Below are 17,210 nucleotides of genomic sequence, written 5' to 3'. Positions count from 1 at the left end.
GGGCCCGGTGATCAGCGGAGAGTCGCGTGGCGCGGGTGCGAGCGGCGGTCACGGGTACGGCGACAGTCCGCGCGGGCGGGGCCCGGTCCGGAACCGACGAGTCCTGCCCTGAACAGTCCGTACGTGACCCGCCGCAGGGCTGCCGTTTCCAGTTCGTCGCGCAGGTCGCCGCTGCGCAGCAGGGCGTCGGGCCCGAGCAGGGCCTCGACCACGGCGAGCGCACCGGCGGTGTCGCCGTGGTCCAGGCGTGCGCGGACGTCGGCGAGGCACTCCGGGTTGCGGTGCGCCTCGTCGATCGCGCGCAGGCAGGCGAGCGGGGTACCGGTCAGCGCGGCCAGCAGTTCCTCCCGGCGGATCTCGGCCGGGTCGTGGTCGAGCGGCACCAGCACCCCATCGACCAGGCCGATCCGGTGCCGGGCTCCCCGACACTCCACGATGCGCGGCTGTCCCGGCTGGTCCGGAGCCGTCGGCGCGGTCGCCGCCGGACGGTCGGGCACCAGTGCCGACGCCACCAGCGGATGCAGCCGATCGGCATCGATCAGCCCGGCGCGAAGCAGGTCCAGGTCGGGCAGCACCCACGTCGCCGCGTCGGGCAGCACCGGCCGCGTGGTATCCGAGCCCGTCGCCGACGAGGCGATCCGCGCCTCGGGCGGCCGGCCGTCCCCGCCTGGAATCACGTCGAGGACCAGCCGGTTCCGGGCACCCAGCCGCACGGCGACGCGGCCGCTGGTCCGCCCCTCGGCGCGGAGCAGGAGCGCCGCCTCGGCCGCCCACCGGTCCACCGCGCAACCACGCCCCCGCAGCGCCGCCCCGAACGGATCAGGGTCCACCGCAGGACGCCCGTCGGCGGGCAGCCGATCCGCCCCCGACCGGGTCCGCAGTTCGTCGGCTCTGCGCGCGTCCCAGAGGTGGCGGTGCAGATCGAGGCGGAACCGGCGGTCGGGTCGGGGATGCGGGTGAGGACAGGATCGGTCCCCGGAGCGGGATCCGTCCCACAGCGCCAGGCTGATCCGCTGACCGGCATCCGCCCACGCTGGTGCGGTCCGGGCCACGAGGTGCACGGTGCGGTCGCCGTCGTGTTCCGCCGGATCGTACCGGGCCAGCGGGACGGTCAGGCCAGGACGCAGCAGCCCGTCGGGAGCGATCCGCGGCAGGTGCCAGCGCAGCAGGTCGGGAGCCAGATGGCGCAGGTCGGCCCGGACCCGGGCCGCGAGTTCCCGGCCATGGGTGCGGGCAACGGAACGCAGACCGAAGTCGACATCGACGCTGGCGGCGGCACACGCCCCGGCCCAGTCCCCGACGTGCCGACGAGCAGTCGCAGATTCGATCATGTGAGGCGGCACGGCGAACTCGCGCACGCGCAGCCAGAAGGAAAGGCGAGAATCCGCATTCACGGCCCGGGAGTGCATCAGCACTCACCTTGCGCGAACGGGACCCCCAATCTACCGAGAGAGGTCATCATCGCGGGGAGCATACACGGTAGCGCCGCCTGAGCGAGGGACACTTTTGTCGGTCGTCATGGACGCACTCGGGCGACCAGGGTTCCTGCACATCAGCGGTCCGAACCATCCCGGTCGGCACGTTCACCGACGTAACCGCCGGGCGGACGAGGTCAGGCGCCCGCAGCGGATGACGGCGAGCCACCGTTGCCGTGGCTATCAGGCGCGGCGTGGCTTCCCCTCGCCGCCGACGACCCACCCTCTCCTCGCTGCCACAGCAACCGTCGAGCCTCTCTGGTGTCCAGCAGTCGCAGGCCCCGTTCCGCCCAGAAGCTGAAGGACTCGTCGTCGCTCAGCAGCTCCGTGGCCAGCACGTCGAACGCCCGGGGTGAACGCGCGTCGCCGATCAGTTCCAACAGCCAACACCGCACGCCGTGGTCGGTCTCGCGGCCGAACGCGTCGATGAGCTCGTCGACGTGTTGGCCCGCCACGTCCCGCACCAGCGCGAACCCGTCCTCCGCCGCCTGCGGATCACGGCTTCTCATCAGGTGCATGGCGCGGCCGAGGTTCCCGCTCGCCATCCGTATCTTTCGGGCACGCTCGCGCTCGTAGTCACCGCCCACCTGGACATCTAACCGCACGGCGGGCTGGAGCCGTCCACATCGTTCATGGTCCGTGATCCGCTCGCGGTGGCGTACGCGACCAGGACCCCGAGGCCGGGCGGAGTCGGCCCGGCCTCGGGGTGCCGTCGGGGGTGACGCTACGGACGGTCGGCGTCGTCGCAGGGCGCGCCGACCGCCAGACGCACCTCGGCCTGTCGCCCACCTGAACGGACGAGCAGCGGAACGCAGGCCGCCCGCGCGACCCAGGTCCCGCCGGCGAAGGTCAGCCACTGACCCTTGCCGGCGGCAGGCGCGCAGGCGCTCACGTGCACGGTCGCGGCGGGCGCAGCCGAGGGACCCCAAGCGATGCGGGCCCGGTCCTCCCAGCCAGGTGCGACCAGGAGGTCCACTTCTGCGCCTGCCCGCACCACCAATCCCCACTTGGCGAACCACCGCGCAGCGGGGTCTGCCTCCCCCGATTCCGCCACCTGGAGCACTCTCCCGGTCGGCACCGCCGCATCCCCCAGGACGATCCGGTACCCGTCGGGTGGCTGAGGCGAGACGGCGATGGAATCCGCACACGTCACCTGACCCGAGTCTCTGGACGTCGCGGGCGGCGCACCGGCGCCGGTGCTGGCCGAGGTGGCAGACGCCGATGCGGGCCACGGACCGTCACGCTGACCCACGTCCCGGGCAGGCGTGCATGCCGTTGCGGACAGGACCACCGCGACGATGACGGACGCCTGAGGAAGCCAACCATTGCGCCGCATGACTCCATCCTGTCAGCCGGCGCGGGGGCGATGGGCACAGGGATCTCGAACCCTCTTGGCGCGTGACTCGACTGCCGAAATCCTTTGCAGCTCCCCGCTGCTGGCCGGTAGCTTGCGCGCCGATGAGCAACGCAGACACGGTTACTGGGGTCTTGGACCGGATCACTGCCCACTACGTCTTTCCCGAACGAGCCGCCGAGATGGCAACGGTCGTGCGGCGGCATCTCGACGACGGTCGGTACGACGAGCTCTCAGGTCCGCAGTTGTGCACCACGCTCACCGACGATCTTCAATCGGTTTGCCCCGACCGTCACCTGCGTCTGATCTGGCACGAGCGGGCCCGGCCCGCCTGGGATCGGGCTGACGACGACGCCGGTGAGGTGGCGGCGCGGCGGGAGCGGTACCGACTCAATGCCGAGGGCATCCACAGGGTCGAGCGGCTCGCGGGTAACGTCGGGCTGATCGAGATGCGCGGCGTGGGCGATCCGGCCTGGACCGCGTCGGCGTACGCGGCGGCGATGCAGCTCGTCGCGCACACGCACGCGCTGATCTTGGATATGCGCCGCAACAGTGGCGGGACGCCGGATTCGGTGGCCCTGTTCTGCAGTTACTTCCTGTCTGACAAGCCGGTGCACCTCAACGACATCTACGACGGCACGACCCGGCGCACTCGCCAGTTCTGGACGCTGCCGCACCTTCCCGCTCCGCGTTACCTCGACCGGCCAGTCCTTGTGCTGACCAGTGCGCAGACGTTCTCCGCTGGTGAGGAGATCTGCTACAACCTGCAGGCGCAGGGTCGGGCGACGCTGATCGGCGAGACCACTCGCGGCGGGGCGCACCCGTCGGACACCTACCAGGTGAGTCCGCATGTCGACGTTCGCGTGCCGTGCGCCCGCTCGATAAATCCCGTGACCGGCACGAATTGGGAAGGCACTGGCGTGAAGCCGGACCAGTCGTGCGATGCGGAACACGCGTGGGACATCGCGTACCGGGAGGCGCTGCGTCACGTGCTAGCCGCCACGGCTGACGCCGACAGCGAGCACCAGGTGGCGGTACGGGTCGAAGCTGAGTGTGCACTGGCCGAGCTGCAGCTTCCCTGAGCTTCCCGCTTGATTCTCTGGCGGCTGTCCCAAGCCAAGGCGCTTGAGCAACTTCGTCAAGTCGGCGCCGAGGCAGGCGCTGCGCCGTACGCTGCCTGGGGTGAGACGGGCACTATACCTCGTCGCGCTGGCGACGACCCTGACCGTGGCGCTGACCGCATGCCGGGTCGGGTCCACGGCGCCGGCCGGTGAGCCGGCCCGCTCCGCCGCGGCGGCGACGGCGTCCCCGTCGCGGGCCGGGCCGGCCGAGGTCACGTTGGCCTTCGCGGGCGACGTGCACTTCGCCGGCCGTACGGCGGCCCTGCTGGACGATCCGGCGACCGCGTTCGGGTCGATCTCGTCGGCGCTGTCCGCCGCGGACCTGACGATGGTGAACCTGGAGACCGCGGTCACCACGCGCGGCACCCCGGAGCCGAAGCAGTTCCTCTTCCGGGCTCCGGCGAGTGCGTACGACGCGGTGAAGGCGGCCGGGGTCGACGTCGTGTCGATCGCGAACAACCACACGCTGGACTACGGACGGGTCGGACTGACCGACACCGTGGACGCGGCGAGGGCCGCCGGGATGCCGACCGTCGGGGCGGGCGCCGACGCGGCGGCGGCGTACGCGCCATGGACGACCCGGATCAGCGGCACGCGGATCGCCTTCCTCGCCTTCAGCCAGGTCGACGAACTGTGGTCGCAGTGGCGGGCCACCGACAGCCGTGCCGGTATCGCGATGACGAGGGACCTGACCCGGGCGGTCGCCGCGGTACGCGCCGCGCGCCAGCAGGCCGACGTGGTCGTCGTGTACGTCCACTGGGGCACGGAGGGGGACAGTTGCCCACCCGCCGACGCGCGCGAGTTCGCAGATGAGATGGCCCGGGCGGGCGCCTCCCTCGTCGTCGGCACCCACGCGCACCTGCTGCTCGGTGACGGCTGGATCGACCGGACCTTCGTCCAGTACGGGCTGGGCAACTTCCTGTGGTGGCGCGACGACGCGTACAGCAACGACACGGGGATCCTGCGGGTCACCCTGCGCGGCGCGGAGATCGTGAAGACGGAGCTGGTGCCGGCGCTGATCTCCCGCCGCACCGGCCAGCCCCAGCTCGCGCGCGGCGACGACGCGGCACGCATCCTCCAGGAGTACGCGGACCTGCGCGGCTGTACCGAACTCGCCGCGACCCCCACCAGATAGCGCGCCGGCAGGGCGGCACCAGCTCCTACTAGTCATGTATGTCGATGTCTGGTAGAAAACTTTCAAGGTCGGCCTTTCCCATCGCAAGGATCCCCACGCGAACGGAGAGAGCCATGTCGTCCACCCGCTCCCCCCTGCGCCGCCGCCTGCTCACCCTGCTGGTCGCTGTCGCGGCCACGATCGGGGCCGCGCTCGGGCTGGCCAGTCCGGCCTTCGCCATCAGCCACTCCAGCGCCACGTCGCAGCTGAGCGCCGCCGGCATCTCCTGGACCTCCAGCGGCAACTGCAGCGACCGCTACGTCTCGACCTGCACCTCGTTCGACGGCGTCCGGCAGGCCACCATCGACGGGATCATCACCTTCAAACGCGCCAGCGGCTGCGCCATCACGATCACCGCCGGCACCGAGGTCGGGCACACCAGCGGCACCTACAGCCACTGGAACAGCTACAAGTTGGACATCGCGCTGAGCACCTGCATCCAGAACTACATCTCGGCGCACTACACCTACGTCGGCTACATCTCCGGCTTCGGCTACCAGTACAGGGCGCCCTCCGGCAACCTCTACACCAAGGAGGGCAGCCACTGGGACATCCTCTTCTACACGTGCGGCTGCTGAGGCAGGACGCGGGCGCGGGCGCCGCCGCCGTCCCGGCGGCGGCGCCCACCCCTGCCACCGAGGCGACCCGCGGTCGTGAGCCACCAGCGTCCGACCGACCTCGGTCGACGGCCGGTGCGACGGGCTGCCGGCGCCACGGGTGCCGGCGCACCCAGATCGCCTGGTGGATGGCCCTCACCAGGGACACGCGCGAGCGTCGAGCAGCACGCAGGGCAGAATGGTCGGGTGACTGCCCCCACTCGCCCGCCGTCGGCCGTGTTGGACGCGGTGCTCGAACGGTTGACCTACGTCAACGAGGAGACCGGCTACACCGTCGCCCGGGTGTCCACCGGCCGCAGCAGCGACCTGCTCACCGTGGTCGGGGCGCTGCTGGGGGCCCAGCCCGGCGAGAGCCTGCGGCTGTCCGGCCGCTGGTCGTCGCACCCGCAGTACGGCCGGCAGTTCGAGGTCCACTCCTACACCACGGTCCTGCCGGCCACGATCCAGGGCATCCAGCGCTACCTCGGCTCCGGACTGGTCAAGGGCATCGGCCCGGTCTTCGCCGAGCGGATCGTCGCGCACTTCGGCCTCGACACCCTCCAGGTCATCGAGACCGAACCGGGCCGGCTGGTCGAGGTGCCCGGCCTGGGACCGAAACGCACCGCCAAGATAACCGCGGCGTGGGAGGAGCAGAAGGCGATCAAGGAGGTGATGGTCTTCCTCCAGGGCGTCGGCGTGTCCACCTCGCTGGCCGTACGGATCTTCAAGCAGTACGGCGACGCCGCCATCACCGTGGTGAAGAACGAGCCGTACCGGCTGGCGGCCGACGTGTGGGGTATCGGGTTCAAGACCGCCGACACCATCGCCCAGGCCGTGGGAATCCCGCACGACAGCCCCCAGCGGGTCAAGGCCGGCCTCCAGTACACCCTCTCCGAGGCCACCGACAACGGGCACTGCTACCTGCCCGACGATCAACTGGCCGTCGAGGCCACCAAGATCCTCAACGTGCCCGCCGACCTCGTCACCACCTGCCTCGACGAACTCGTCGGCGAGGAGGGGGTGGTCCGCGAGACCCTGCCCGGGCCGGACGGCGAGCCGACGGCGGCGGTGTACCTGGTGCCGTTGCACCGCGCCGAGCAGTCCCTGGCCGGGTCACTGCTGCGGCTGCTGCACCACCGCGCCGACCGGCTGCCCCACTTCACCGGCGTCGACTGGGGCAAAGCGCTGGCCTGGTTGAAGGCCCGCACCGGCACCGCCCTCGCCCCGGAGCAGGAACAGGCGGTCCGGCTCGCCCTCACCGCCAAGGTCGCCGTGCTGACCGGTGGACCCGGCTGCGGCAAGAGCTTCACCGTCCGCTCGGTCGTCGAACTCGCCACCGCGAAGAAGGCGAAGGTCACCCTCGTCGCGCCGACCGGCCGCGCCGCGAAGCGGCTGTCGGAGCTGACCGGCCATCCCGCCGCCACCGTGCACCGGCTGCTGCAGCTACGCCCCGGCGGAGACGCCTCCTACGACCGGGACAACCCCCTCGACGTCGACCTCCTCGTCGTCGACGAGGCGTCCATGCTCGACCTCGTCCTCGCCAACAAGCTCGTCAAGGCCGTCCCGCCCGGCGCGCACCTACTCCTCGTCGGCGACGTCGACCAACTCCCCTCCGTCGGCGCCGGCGAGGTCCTGCGGGACCTGCTCGCCGCCCCGGCCATCCCCCGGGTCCGGCTGACCCAGATCTTCCGGCAGGCCGCGGAGTCCGGGGTCGTCACCAACGCCCACCGCATCAACGCCGGCAAGCCACCCCTGCTCCAGGGGCTCGACGACTTCTTCCTGTTCGCCTGCGACGACACCGAGGCCACCGCCGCCCTGACCGTCGACGTCGCCTGCACCCGCGTCCCCGCCCGCTTCGGCCTCGACCCGCGCCGCGACGTGCAGGTCCTCACCCCCATGCACCGCGGCCCCGCCGGCGCCGCAGCCCTGAACGCGCTGCTCCAGCAACGCCTCACCCCCGCCCGCGACGGGCAACCCGAGCGCCGCGTGGGCGGGCGGGTGTTCCGCGTCGGCGACAAGGTCACCCAGATCCGCAACAACTACGACAAGGGCCAGGCCGGCGTCTTCAACGGCACCGTCGGCATCGTCACCGCCCTGACCACCGAGGAGCAGACCCTCACCGTACGCACCGACGAGGACGAGAGCATCGACTACGACTTCGACGAACTCGACGAACTGGCCCACGCGTACGCCATGACCATCCACCGCTCGCAGGGCTCCGAGTATCCCGCCGTCGTCATCCCCCTGACCACCAGCGCCTGGATGATGCTGCAACGCAACCTGCTCTACACCGCCGTCACCCGCGCCAAGCAGCTCGTCGTCCTCGTCGGCTCCCGCCGCGCCCTCGCCGCCGCCGTCCGCACCGTCGGCGCCGGGCGCCGCCACACCGCCCTCGACCACCGGCTCGCCTGACCTGCTCGATCCTCGCCGAGGACGTTCCGTGCGACGTCAGTCCGGCAGGACGTACGCGAGGCGGGCGAGCGCCGACTTGATCTCGGGCACCGTTCGCCCTCGGTCGTGGCGCTGGTACCGGTACACCTCGGGGGCGAGCGGCGCGAGCAGGACGTCGGCGAGGGCGTCTTCCTGCCAGCCGGCGTCGCGGATCAGGGACATAACGAACGTCCGCCAGAAGCCGTAGGCCCCGGTGGCGAAGCGGGTGGCACCCAGTTCGGCGCCGAGGGCCAGCGGCAGGTGTCGTTCGAGCAGATCGATCATGGAGTCGTAGAACGCCTCGAGGCGGCGGCGAGGCGACGCGCCCGGCCCGAGCGGCGGCGGGCCGGAGAGGATCTGCTGCTGCAACCGCTGCTCGTGCACGTCGAGGAGGGCGACAGCCACGGACGTGACGTCCGGGTAGCGGCGGTAGAGCGTCGCGCGGCCGACGCCGGCGGCGGTGGCCAGGTCCGTCATGGAGATCTGCGGGCCGCGCTCGGCGAACAGGCGTTCCGCGGCCACGAGGATGCGTCGCCGGTTGGCCGCGGCGTCGGCCCGTTCCGCGGGGGCCGGGGCCAGAAGGTGATCCGCCATACCGACAGCCTAACCGGACATCCCGTCCGGTTGCGACGGCCCCCGCACGCGCCGAGCCGGCTAAGTGGACACGGCGTCCGCTTAGCTGCTAGCGTCGAGACAACCGGACATCGTGTCCGTTTCCTCCGACGAGTAGGGACGAAGAGTCATGGGCCACCTGCTGCACCTGGACGCCAGCGCCCGTCGGGCATCACACTCCCGCACGTTGAGCAGGGCGTTCGCCGACGAGTGGCGGGCCGCCCACCCGACGGGGACCTACACCTACCGCGATCTCGCCGCCGACCCCGTGCCCGTCATCGGCGAGGGGTGGACCGAGATCTGCGACTACGCGCTGCGACACGCCATCATCGAACCCGGCCGCCTCGCCGAGGGGGTGCGGACCCCGGCCCAGCGGGAGGCATGGGCGGTGGTGGAGCCGTTGCTCACCGAGCTGGTCTCCGCCGACGTGCTGCTCATCGGCGCTCCCATGTACAACTTCTCGATCCCCGCGAGCCTCAAGCTGTGGATCGACCAGGTGACGTTCCCGCGCGCCACGCTGAACCTCAAGGTCGTCGTCACCGGCGCGCGAGGCGGCTCCTACGCCCCCGGCACCCCGCGCGAGCCCGTCGACCACCAGGAGCGTTACCTGCGGGACTTCTTCCTCGGCCACTTCCAGGTCGACGACGTCACCGTCATCAACGCCGAGTTCGTCAACTCCACCGTGGACCCGACGCTGGAGCGGTGGCGCGATTCCTACCACCGGTCGTACGCCGATGCCCGGCAGGCGGCGGTCGACGTGGCCCGCGCCGTCGCCGCCGAGGCCCTGGCGCCCGCGGGACCGCTGGCATGAGCTGGCTCGTCCTGGCGCTCGCCGGCCTGGTCGAGATCGCCTGGTCGCAGACCATCAAGCCGACGCAGAACTTCACCAGGCCGGCGCCGACCCTGCTCTGCGTCGCGCTCGGAGCCGCCGCCGTCTACCTGCTCTCCCGGGCGATGCAGGACCTGCCGGTCGGCACGGCCTACGCCGTGTTCACCGGCATCGGCGCGATCGGCGCGATCTCGCTGGGCATCGTCGTGCACAAGGATCCGGTCGGTGTCGGCCGCTTCACCGCCCTGGCCCTGATCATCGGCGGCATCGTGCTGGCCCGGGTCACCGACCCGGACTGAGCGCGCGGCGAGCAGGTTACTGCCCTCCTCCAACAGCCGAAAGGGGTCGCCGGGGTGCGGTGGGCGTGCCACGTGGGGCTGCCGGCGTAGCGGTTGTCGAACCGTCCGAAGGTGGCGCGGAGGGCGTCGACGGGCTCGGTGCCGGCGATCAGCCCGCGCGGGACCGTGGTGAACGACGACGTCGCGGGGACGCCTCCCGTCAGGAGGCGTCCCCGCGACACGTCGACGCCCCGGTGCGACCGGACAGAGCCGACGTCAGCACACGTCGAGGCGGAACAACTCGGCGGCGTTGCGCCAGGCGACCCGCTCGGCCAGCTCCGCGTCGAGGTCGGCGGCGAGCACCGCCCCGAAGGCCGCCGCGGGGTCGATGAGCGTGGCGTCGGTGCCGAAGAGCAGCCGCCGCGGGTCGACCGCCGCCGCCACGGCGGCGAACCGGCCCGCCTCGGTGTGCGAGAAGCACGGCTCCAGCCAGAGCCGGTCGACCGAGTTGGCCGCCTCGACGGCGTGCCGCCAGCCGTTCGCGCCCATGTGCCCGGCGATGGCGCGCAGCCCGGGGATGTCCGCGACGGCCTGGGCCAGGTCGAGCGGCGACGCGTCCCAGGTGTGCACGAGGGCGGGCAGGTCGTGCGCGGCGACGAGTTCCAGCGCCGCGCGGGCCTGCGGGGAGTCCGCCGGGGAGCCGGTGTAGTCGGTGTGGATCTTCACGCCGACGAACCGGCCGGTGGGGAGCAGTTCGCGCAGGTCCCGTTCGGCGTCGTCGAGGCGGCGCGGGTTGATCGTCAGGTAGCCGAGCAGGCGGTCGTTGGTCTCCAGCACCCGGGCCATCGCCCGGTTTCCGGCGGTGACGTCGTAGATGACCGCCTCGGTGGCGGAGACGACGGCGAGGTCGATGCCGTAGCGGTCCATCACCGCGAGGTTGGTGGCGACCGCCCCGACGTCCATGCTGAAGAACCAGGGTCCCCAGTGGGCGTGCACGTCGATGATCATTCCTGGCCCTCCAGGATCCGGCGGGCGTTGCCGCCCGCCACGGCGGCCACCTCGGCCGGCCCGAGGCCGCCGCGGGCCAGCCGCAGTCGCGGCACGACCGGCTCGTAGAACGGGGTGCGGGAGCCGTAGAGCAGCCGCCCGACGCCGACGTGGGCGACGACGGTCTCCAGCGCGTCGGGCGAGTTGAGCAGCCGGGTGGAGGTATGGAAGCCAGGCTCGTCGCGGGCCGCCACCACGAAGTCGCCCAGGTGGTAGAAGTGCGTGTCCAGGAAGACCACGGTCGCGCCGCGCAGCGGCCGCCAGAACCGGCGGACGTCCCCGCCGGTCAGGATGACCAGGCCGGCCTCGGCGGCCCGACGGGCGACGTGCCGCACGGACGGGAAGTCCGGCTCGACGCGCTGCTCGTCGGGGAAGAGCCGCACCGCCCGGAAGCCGCGCTCGGCGAGCCGGACGACCTCCCGCTCCGCGCCGAGCGGGTCGCGCAGGTCGAGCGCGCCGACCGGCAGCACGGTGGGGCCGGCCAGGGCGGCGGCCTCGTCGTTGCCGCTGGGCATGTCGAACAGCGCCGCCCGCAGGCTGGCCACGGCCGCCCGCGCGATGCCGTTCGCGCCGAGGGTGGCCGCGACGTCGCGGGGGTCGCCGGTGGGGCCCGGCCGGTCGGCGTACCGGCCGACGAGGACGTCGACGTCGAAGGTGACCGGGGGCAGGTCGGCCGCGACGAACGGGTTGCCGCTCACCGCTGCCTCGCCACCGCGAGCACGCGGTCCCGGTCGCCGTCCGGTAGCGCCGGAGCGTACGGGTCGACCGCGTGGGAGGCGGGGATCCGCCCCTCGTCGGCGGCGATCTGGAGCATGCGGTGCACGTACCCCTCCATCGGGTCGGTGAAGGTGACCTCGGCGAGCCGGTCGAGCCGGGCGGAGGCGGCGACGAAGTCGTCGTGCTTCCCGTCGGCGTACGCCCGCAGCACGGCGGCGGTGACCGGCACGGCGGCGGCGGCGAGGCCGACCAGGGCGGCCTGCGCGCCCCACATCAGCGACGGCCCGAACATCCGGTCCTCGCCGGTGACCGCCAGCCGGTCGGCCCGGTGCGCGGCGGCCAGGGCGGCCTGGCAGGCGATCGCGTCGTGCAGCCGGGCCACCTTCACCCCGGCGACGCCGGGGTGTTCCAGCAGGGCGGCCAGCCGCGACGCGGAGTACGGCCGGGTGTAGAGGTCGAAGGCGAGCATCGGCAGGCCGGCGGCGCGCCAGACGGCGTCGTGGTGGGCGACCGCGTCGCCGTCGACGGGGAAGACCAGGACGCCGGCGGCGCCGAGGTCGGCGGCCCGGGCGGCCTGCGCGGCGACCTCGTCGGTGTGCTCCCCCGGCCGCCCGCCGACGCCGACGACCACCGGCACCCCGGTGTCGACGGCGTGGCGCACGACCAGGTCGCGGGTAGCCGGGTCGAGGTGGGGGCCGCGGCCGGTGTGGGCGCACACGGCGAGGGCGTCCGCGCCGTCGACGACCAGGCCGCGCAGGTAGCGGTCGAGCACCGCGGCGTCGACCGCCCGGTCGGCGTCCATCGGCGTGGCGGTGGCGGCGACGAGTCGCCAGCGCAGCCGGTCGCGCAGCGCGGCGGCGGCCGGCGCGATCACGGGGTCACCGCCGCCCGGACCGCCCGGGCGATCTCGTCGACGTGCGCGTCGGTGTACCGCTCGTTCCAGTCGATCACCAGCAGGGTCTCCGCGATGAGCCGCTCGGCGACCGGGAACGCGCCGGGCCCGTAGGCCGGCAGCCGGTCGGCCGGCGGCACGGTCAGCGGGAAGCGGGAGGTGCCGTAGACGGGGGCCTCGGTCAGCGCCGGGGCGCAGTGCAGCGGCTGCTGGAGGTAGCCGGCGCGGGCGGGGATCCCGGCGGCGGCCAGTTTCCCGGCCACCTCGTGGTTGGTCAGCGGCGGGTCGAGCACGATGGGGAACAGCCACCAGGCGTGCGCGTCGAGGTCCGCCGGCAGGCGTACGCCGGGCAGGTCGGCCAGCGCGGCGGCCAGTCGGCGGGCGGTGCGCCGCCGGTCGGCCAGCACGCCGGGCAGCTTCGCCAGTTGGGCGCGGGCGACGGCGCCGGCCAGCTCGGTCATCCGGTAGTTCAGGCCGAGGCTCACGTGCCGGCGGGCCTCGTCGCGGGGCCAGCCCTTGTCGGCGAAGAGCCGCATCCGGCGGGCCAGCACAGCGTCGTCGGTCACGGTCAGGCCGCCGTCGCCGCAGGTGATGTGCTTCCACTGTTGGAGGCTGAAGCAGCCGATCGCGCCGGCGGTGCCGGCGAGGGTGCCGTCCGGGTAGCGGGTGAGCCACGCCTGGGCGCAGTCCTCGATCAGCGGCACGCCGGCGGCGTCGGCGACCTCGCGGAGGTCGGCGGCCGCGCCGAACAGGTGCACCCCGAGGATCGCCCGGGTGCGCGGCCCGATCGCGGCGGCGACCGCTGCCGGGTCGAGGTTTCCGGTGTACGGATCGACGTCGGCGAACACGGGCACGGCGTTCTGGGCGAGAATGGGCGCGACCGTGCCGAAGTCGCTGATCGGAGACGTGATGATCTCGTCGCCCGGGTCCGGCGCGACGGCGGCGACGGCCAGGTGCAGCGCAGCGGTCCCGGAACTGGCGGCCACGGCGTGCGACACTCCGTGGAGGTCGGCCATCTCGCGCTCCAGGGCGCGGACCTCCGTGCCCCAGACCGAGCTGAGCATGCCCGACTGGAGCACCCGGCTGACGGCGGCCTGCTCCTCCGCACCGATCGTCCGGCCGCCGGCGTCGGCCATGCTGGGGAACGACACGCACCCTCCCAGGGCTACAGTAATACCGGGCCTGACCGTAATCTTGTGCTGCGAACAACGCAACCCTGACAGGAGGCAGCGGTGACCATTGAGATCGGGGTCGTCGGTCCGCACGACCTGGTCGACGACGTGGCCGCCACCTGCGAGGAGCAGCCCGGCGTCACCGCCAGACGGCTGCACTACGACCACGAGTCGCAGGCACCGGCGATCGTCGAGGCGCACGCCGGCCAGGTCGAGGCGTGGCTGTTCACCGGCGTCGTGCCGTACACCCTCGCCCGGGAGGCGAACCTGCTGCACCGGCCGGCGGTCTTCGTCGACTACACGGGCGCGACCCTGCTCCAGGCCGCCGTGCGGCTGCTGCGCGACGGCCGCGACGTCACCCGCATGTCGATCGACACCGTCACCGGCGCCGACGTCGCCGGCACCTTCGGCGAGGCCGACCTGCCGGTGGACCGGGTCCGGTCGCTGCCCTACCGCAGCGGCCTGAGCTCCGACGACGTGGTCGCCTTCCACCGCCGGCAGCGCAAGGCCGGCGCGGACGTCGCCGTCACCTGCATCAGCTCGGTCTACGAGGTGCTGCGCCACGAGATGCCGGCGTTCCGCCTCGCCCCGTCGAACCACTCGGTGCGCGCCGCGCTGCGCCAACTCCTGCTGCACGTCGGCAGCCAGGCCCAGGAGGACGCCCAGATCGCGCTCGGGCTGGCCAACCTTTCCGACGGCGACGACGGGCTGCTCAAGGAGGTGGCCGGGCTCGGCGGCACCGTCGCGCGCTTCGCCCCCGACACGTATCTCATCGTCACCACCCGCGGGCCGCTGCACGACGCCACCGGCGGCTTCACGGCGCTGCCGATGCTGCGCCGCCTGGCCGACCGGCACGAGACCGTGCAGATCGGGTTCGGGCTGGGCCGCAGCGCGGCCGAGGCGGAGAACCTGGCACGCCGCGCGCTGAGCCGGGCCCGGCGGGTCGGCCCCACCACGGCCGTGCTGTCGCTGCGCGGCGAGACCGACATCGTGCTGGAGTCCACCACGCCGGCCCCACCGCCGGCGGAGGTGAACCTGGCGGTCATCGCCCAACGGGTCGGCCTGTCCGTGCCCACCCTGCTGCGGCTGCGCGAGGTGCGCACGACGGTCGGCGACGAGCCGCTGACCAGCCGGGAGGTCGCCGATCAACTGCGGGTGCAGCAGCGCACCGCGCGGCGCATGCTGCACCGCCTGGAGCTGGCCGGCCTGGCCGAGCGGACCGGCAACCTCGCCTCCGGCACCAGCGGCCGGCCGCTGACCCTCTACCGCCTGACCCTCTGACGGCCCGCCCGCCCCTGCCCGGGGCGGGCGGCCGCGAGGCCGGCTGCGGAGACGGTCCCCCGCCGCCGGCCTCGCTACCGCGTGGTCAGGACAGCCAGGTGTCGAGGTGCTCGGCGACGAAGTCGTCGTCGCGCAGGTGCGGGTACGCCCGGTGCACCCGGTCCAGCTCGACCATCTGCCCCGGCGACAGCTCCTCAGCCGGGTCCAGGCACCAGCGGCCGGCCAGCAGGCCCTGCCGGCGCAGCACCTCGTGGATGCCGGGGATGCAGCCGTGGTAGCCGTTGGCGGAGTCGAAGATGGCCGCGTTGGCGTCGGTCAGGTGGCCGTCGAGGGTGAGCAGCCGGCGCAGCGCGGCGTCGTCGCCGGAGCGGGCCCGGCGGGCCTCGTCGAGCAGGGTCACCGCGGTGTTCGCCCAGACCGCCCACTGGCCGAGCAGCCCGCCGACGAACTCGACCTCGACGGCCCGACCGTCGACGACGACCCGGTGCGGCGCCACGAGGTCGGCGAGGATGTGGTCGTCGTTGCCGGTGTAGAGCGCCAGGTCGTCGTTGCGGCCGGCCGCGACCACGCCGTGCAGCACGTCCAGCGTGCGGTAGCGGTCGAAGGGCGCCACCTTGATCCCGACCACCGACTCGAGGGCGGCCAGCCGGGCCCAGAAGCCCCGGGACAGCTCCCGCCCGCCGACGGCCGGCTGCAGGTAGAAGCCGATCACCGGCAGCACCTCGCCGACCGCGCGCGCCCGCGCGACGAGGGCGTCCTCGTCCAGCGGCGCGTACGGCGACAGCAGCACCATGTCGTAGCCGAGCGAGGCGGCCAGTTCCGCCTCCGCGACCGCCTGGGCGGTGTCGCCGCAGGCACCGGCGACCAGGATGGCGTCCGAGCCGGCCGCGGTCTCGGCGGCCAGCTCCAGCACGGGGGCGAGTAGCCCGACCTTCGGGTCGTGGATGGCGAACTGGGTGGTGTGCACGCCGACGGCGATGCCCCCCGCGCCGGAGGCCAGGTAGTAGCGGGTCAGCGCCCGCTGCCGGCGCTCGTCGAGCTTGCGGTCGGCGTCCAGGGCCAGCGGGTGCGCGGGGATGACGCAGCCGCGCTGGAACCGGGCCAGGGCCGAGGTCTGTCGGGTGCTCGATGCGGTCAACACGGTCTCTCCTAGAACTTGCCGTCGCGGGTCTGGAACCCGGTCGGCTTGCCGAGCAGGGGCTGGCCGTCGGCGACCCAGTCCGCCGTCAGGTCGATCAGCTCGGCAACCGGCACGTCGGGGTAGCCGAAGAGCCGGTGGCAGAGCTGGGCGTTGGACAGCAGCGCGGTCGGCGCCTCGGTGCCGGTGAAGACCGGCTCACGGCCCAGTCGGGCGGCGAGCGCGGTGGCGACCTGACGGACCGAGACCAGCTCCGGCCCGGTCAGGTTCAACACGAACGGCGGTGTCCGCGTGTGGAGCAGGGCGCGCAGCGTGACCTCGTTGGCGTAGCCCTGCCAGACGATGTTGGCGTGCCCCATGGTGAGGTCCACGGGCTCGCCGGCGTGCACCGTGCGCGCGATGTCGACGAGGACGCCGTAGCGCATCTCGACGGCGTAGTTGAGCCGGATCAGGGCCAGCGGGGTGTCGTCGCGCAGCGCGAAGTGGGTGAGGATGCGCTCGCGGCCCAGGCAGGACATGGCGTACTCGCCGACCGGCTGGACCGGGACCTCCTCGACGCAGCCGCCGGAGGTCACCGGGACCAGCGGGTAGACGTTGCCGGTGCTCAGCGCCACCAGGCGGGATCCGGCGAAGCGCTGCGCGACCCGCCCGGGCAGGTAGGTGTTGGTGGCCCAGGTGGCGTGTTCCCGGCCGGAGGTGCCGAACTTCGCACCGACCAGGAAGACCACGTTGGCCGCGTCGGGCAGCGCGGCCAGCGCCGCGTCGTCGGTGACGTCCGCCTCGACCACCACCGCGCCCTCGTCGCGCAGGGCGTCGGCCAGCCCCGCCTCCGAGAAGCGGGACACCGCGATGACCTTGGCGCCGGTGCCCGCCGCCGCCACGCCCCGCAGCGCCAGCCGGACGAGGCTCGGCCCCAACTTGCCGCCCGCCCCGAGGATCAGGATGTCCCCGTCGAGCTTGCGCAGATCGTCCACCAGGACGTCCCGCGGGCGGGAGAGCCGCTCCTCCAGGTCCGCCACCGTACGCATGCCACCACACCCCTTCCGAAGTAACGGTCATGACCGTAACCTCCGGCTGGAGGGGCGTCAAGGCAC

16 protein-coding genes are annotated in these 17,210 nt (G+C 73.0%); 7 read left to right on the top strand and 9 right to left on the bottom strand.

All coding sequences use genetic code 11. The features are described 5' to 3' along the window. Nucleotides 1-11: 11 nt before the first annotated feature. Together AB0G14_RS13030 and AB0G14_RS13025 are read right to left on the bottom strand one after the other, a co-directional pair. The gene (locus AB0G14_RS13030) at nt 12-1,409 is read right to left on the bottom strand and encodes a hypothetical protein (RefSeq protein WP_357696781.1); all 1,398 of its coding nucleotides are present in this window, start codon (nt 1,407-1,409) and stop codon (nt 12-14) included. A gap of 203 nt (nt 1,410-1,612) precedes the next feature. Next, a complete protein-coding gene (locus tag AB0G14_RS13025) occupies nt 1,613-2,062 on the bottom strand; it encodes a hypothetical protein (RefSeq protein ID WP_357696779.1) in 450 nt (149 codons plus the stop codon). An 871-nt stretch (nt 2,063-2,933) separates the two neighbouring features. Here AB0G14_RS13025 and AB0G14_RS13020 point away from each other — a divergent pair. The 4 genes from AB0G14_RS13020 to AB0G14_RS13005 all read left to right on the top strand — a co-directional run bounded on the left by AB0G14_RS13020 (nt 2,934) and on the right by AB0G14_RS13005 (nt 8,132). Next, nucleotides 2,934-3,911: a S41 family peptidase gene (locus AB0G14_RS13020; RefSeq protein ID WP_357696777.1), complete on the top strand. Its 978-nt coding sequence runs from the start codon at nt 2,934-2,936 to the stop codon at nt 3,909-3,911. Between the two features lie 100 nt (nt 3,912-4,011). After that, nucleotides 4,012-5,085: a CapA family protein gene (locus tag AB0G14_RS13015; protein ID WP_357696775.1), complete on the top strand. Its 1,074-nt coding sequence runs from the start codon at nt 4,012-4,014 to the stop codon at nt 5,083-5,085. 113 nt (nt 5,086-5,198) lie between these two features. After that, complete coding sequence (locus AB0G14_RS13010) at nt 5,199-5,702, top strand: hypothetical protein (protein ID WP_357696773.1); 504 nt, start codon at nt 5,199-5,201, stop codon at nt 5,700-5,702. 225 nt (nt 5,703-5,927) lie between these two features. After that, nucleotides 5,928-8,132 carry an ATP-dependent RecD-like DNA helicase gene (locus AB0G14_RS13005; RefSeq protein WP_357696771.1) on the top strand — a complete coding sequence of 735 codons (2,205 nt, stop codon included), beginning with the start codon at nt 5,928-5,930 and terminating at the stop codon, nt 8,130-8,132. Nucleotides 8,133-8,168: 36 nt separating this feature from the next. Here AB0G14_RS13005 and AB0G14_RS13000 read toward each other — a convergent pair whose 3' ends face one another. Next, nucleotides 8,169-8,744 (bottom strand): helix-turn-helix domain-containing protein, encoded by a 576-nt coding sequence (locus AB0G14_RS13000; protein WP_357696769.1) that lies wholly within the window; start codon nt 8,742-8,744, stop codon nt 8,169-8,171. Between the two features lie 148 nt (nt 8,745-8,892). Here AB0G14_RS13000 and AB0G14_RS12995 point away from each other — a divergent pair, with 148 nt between their 5' ends. Next, nucleotides 8,893-9,573 (top strand): NAD(P)H-dependent oxidoreductase, encoded by a 681-nt coding sequence (locus AB0G14_RS12995; RefSeq protein WP_357696767.1) that lies wholly within the window; start codon nt 8,893-8,895, stop codon nt 9,571-9,573. Further along, a complete protein-coding gene (locus AB0G14_RS12990) occupies nt 9,570-9,890 on the top strand; it encodes a multidrug efflux SMR transporter (protein WP_357696765.1) in 321 nt (106 codons plus the stop codon). The genes AB0G14_RS12995 and AB0G14_RS12990 overlap by 4 nt, the downstream gene beginning before the upstream one ends. A 255-nt stretch (nt 9,891-10,145) precedes the next feature. On the opposite strand, the gene AB0G14_RS12985 is transcribed toward AB0G14_RS12990, so the two are convergent. Genes AB0G14_RS12985 through AB0G14_RS12970 form a run of 4 tightly spaced genes read right to left on the bottom strand, consistent with a single transcriptional unit; the run spans nt 10,146 to nt 13,676 of the window. After that, a complete protein-coding gene (locus AB0G14_RS12985; protein WP_357696763.1) occupies nt 10,146-10,877 on the bottom strand; it encodes an amidohydrolase family protein in 732 nt (243 codons plus the stop codon). Beyond that, nucleotides 10,874-11,614 (bottom strand): hypothetical protein, encoded by a 741-nt coding sequence (locus tag AB0G14_RS12980; RefSeq protein ID WP_350711808.1) that lies wholly within the window; start codon nt 11,612-11,614, stop codon nt 10,874-10,876. Before AB0G14_RS12980 ends, AB0G14_RS12985 begins: the two co-directional genes overlap by 4 nt. After that, complete coding sequence (locus tag AB0G14_RS12975) at nt 11,611-12,507, bottom strand: dihydrodipicolinate synthase family protein (protein WP_357696760.1); 897 nt, start codon at nt 12,505-12,507, stop codon at nt 11,611-11,613. The genes AB0G14_RS12980 and AB0G14_RS12975 overlap by 4 nt, the downstream gene beginning before the upstream one ends. Then, nucleotides 12,504-13,676 carry a DegT/DnrJ/EryC1/StrS family aminotransferase gene (locus tag AB0G14_RS12970; protein ID WP_357696758.1) on the bottom strand — a complete coding sequence of 391 codons (1,173 nt, stop codon included), beginning with the start codon at nt 13,674-13,676 and terminating at the stop codon, nt 12,504-12,506. Before AB0G14_RS12970 ends, AB0G14_RS12975 begins: the two co-directional genes overlap by 4 nt. Nucleotides 13,677-13,757: 81 nt before the next feature. Here AB0G14_RS12970 and AB0G14_RS12965 point away from each other — a divergent pair, with 81 nt between their 5' ends. Then, nucleotides 13,758-14,978 (top strand): hypothetical protein, encoded by a 1,221-nt coding sequence (locus AB0G14_RS12965; protein ID WP_357696756.1) that lies wholly within the window; start codon nt 13,758-13,760, stop codon nt 14,976-14,978. Nucleotides 14,979-15,063: 85 nt separating this feature from the next. Here AB0G14_RS12965 and AB0G14_RS12960 read toward each other — a convergent pair whose 3' ends face one another. Together AB0G14_RS12960 and AB0G14_RS12955 are read right to left on the bottom strand one after the other, a co-directional pair. After that, on the bottom strand, nt 15,064-16,119 hold the full coding sequence (locus tag AB0G14_RS12960) for a dihydrodipicolinate synthase family protein (protein WP_357696754.1): 1,056 nt from the start codon (nt 16,117-16,119) through the stop codon (nt 15,064-15,066). 8 nt (nt 16,120-16,127) lie between these two features. After that, entirely contained in the window at nt 16,128-17,144 is a 1,017-nt protein-coding gene (locus AB0G14_RS12955) for an NAD-dependent epimerase/dehydratase family protein (RefSeq protein ID WP_357696752.1), read from the bottom strand. Between the last annotated feature and the right edge of the window lie 66 nt (nt 17,145-17,210).

Origin of the sequence: Micromonospora sp. NPDC023814 (assembly GCF_040639595.1) — a bacterium.
Lineage (GTDB): Bacteria > Actinomycetota > Actinomycetes > Mycobacteriales > Micromonosporaceae > Micromonospora.
This window is presented reverse-complemented; position numbering and strand designations above follow the sequence as displayed.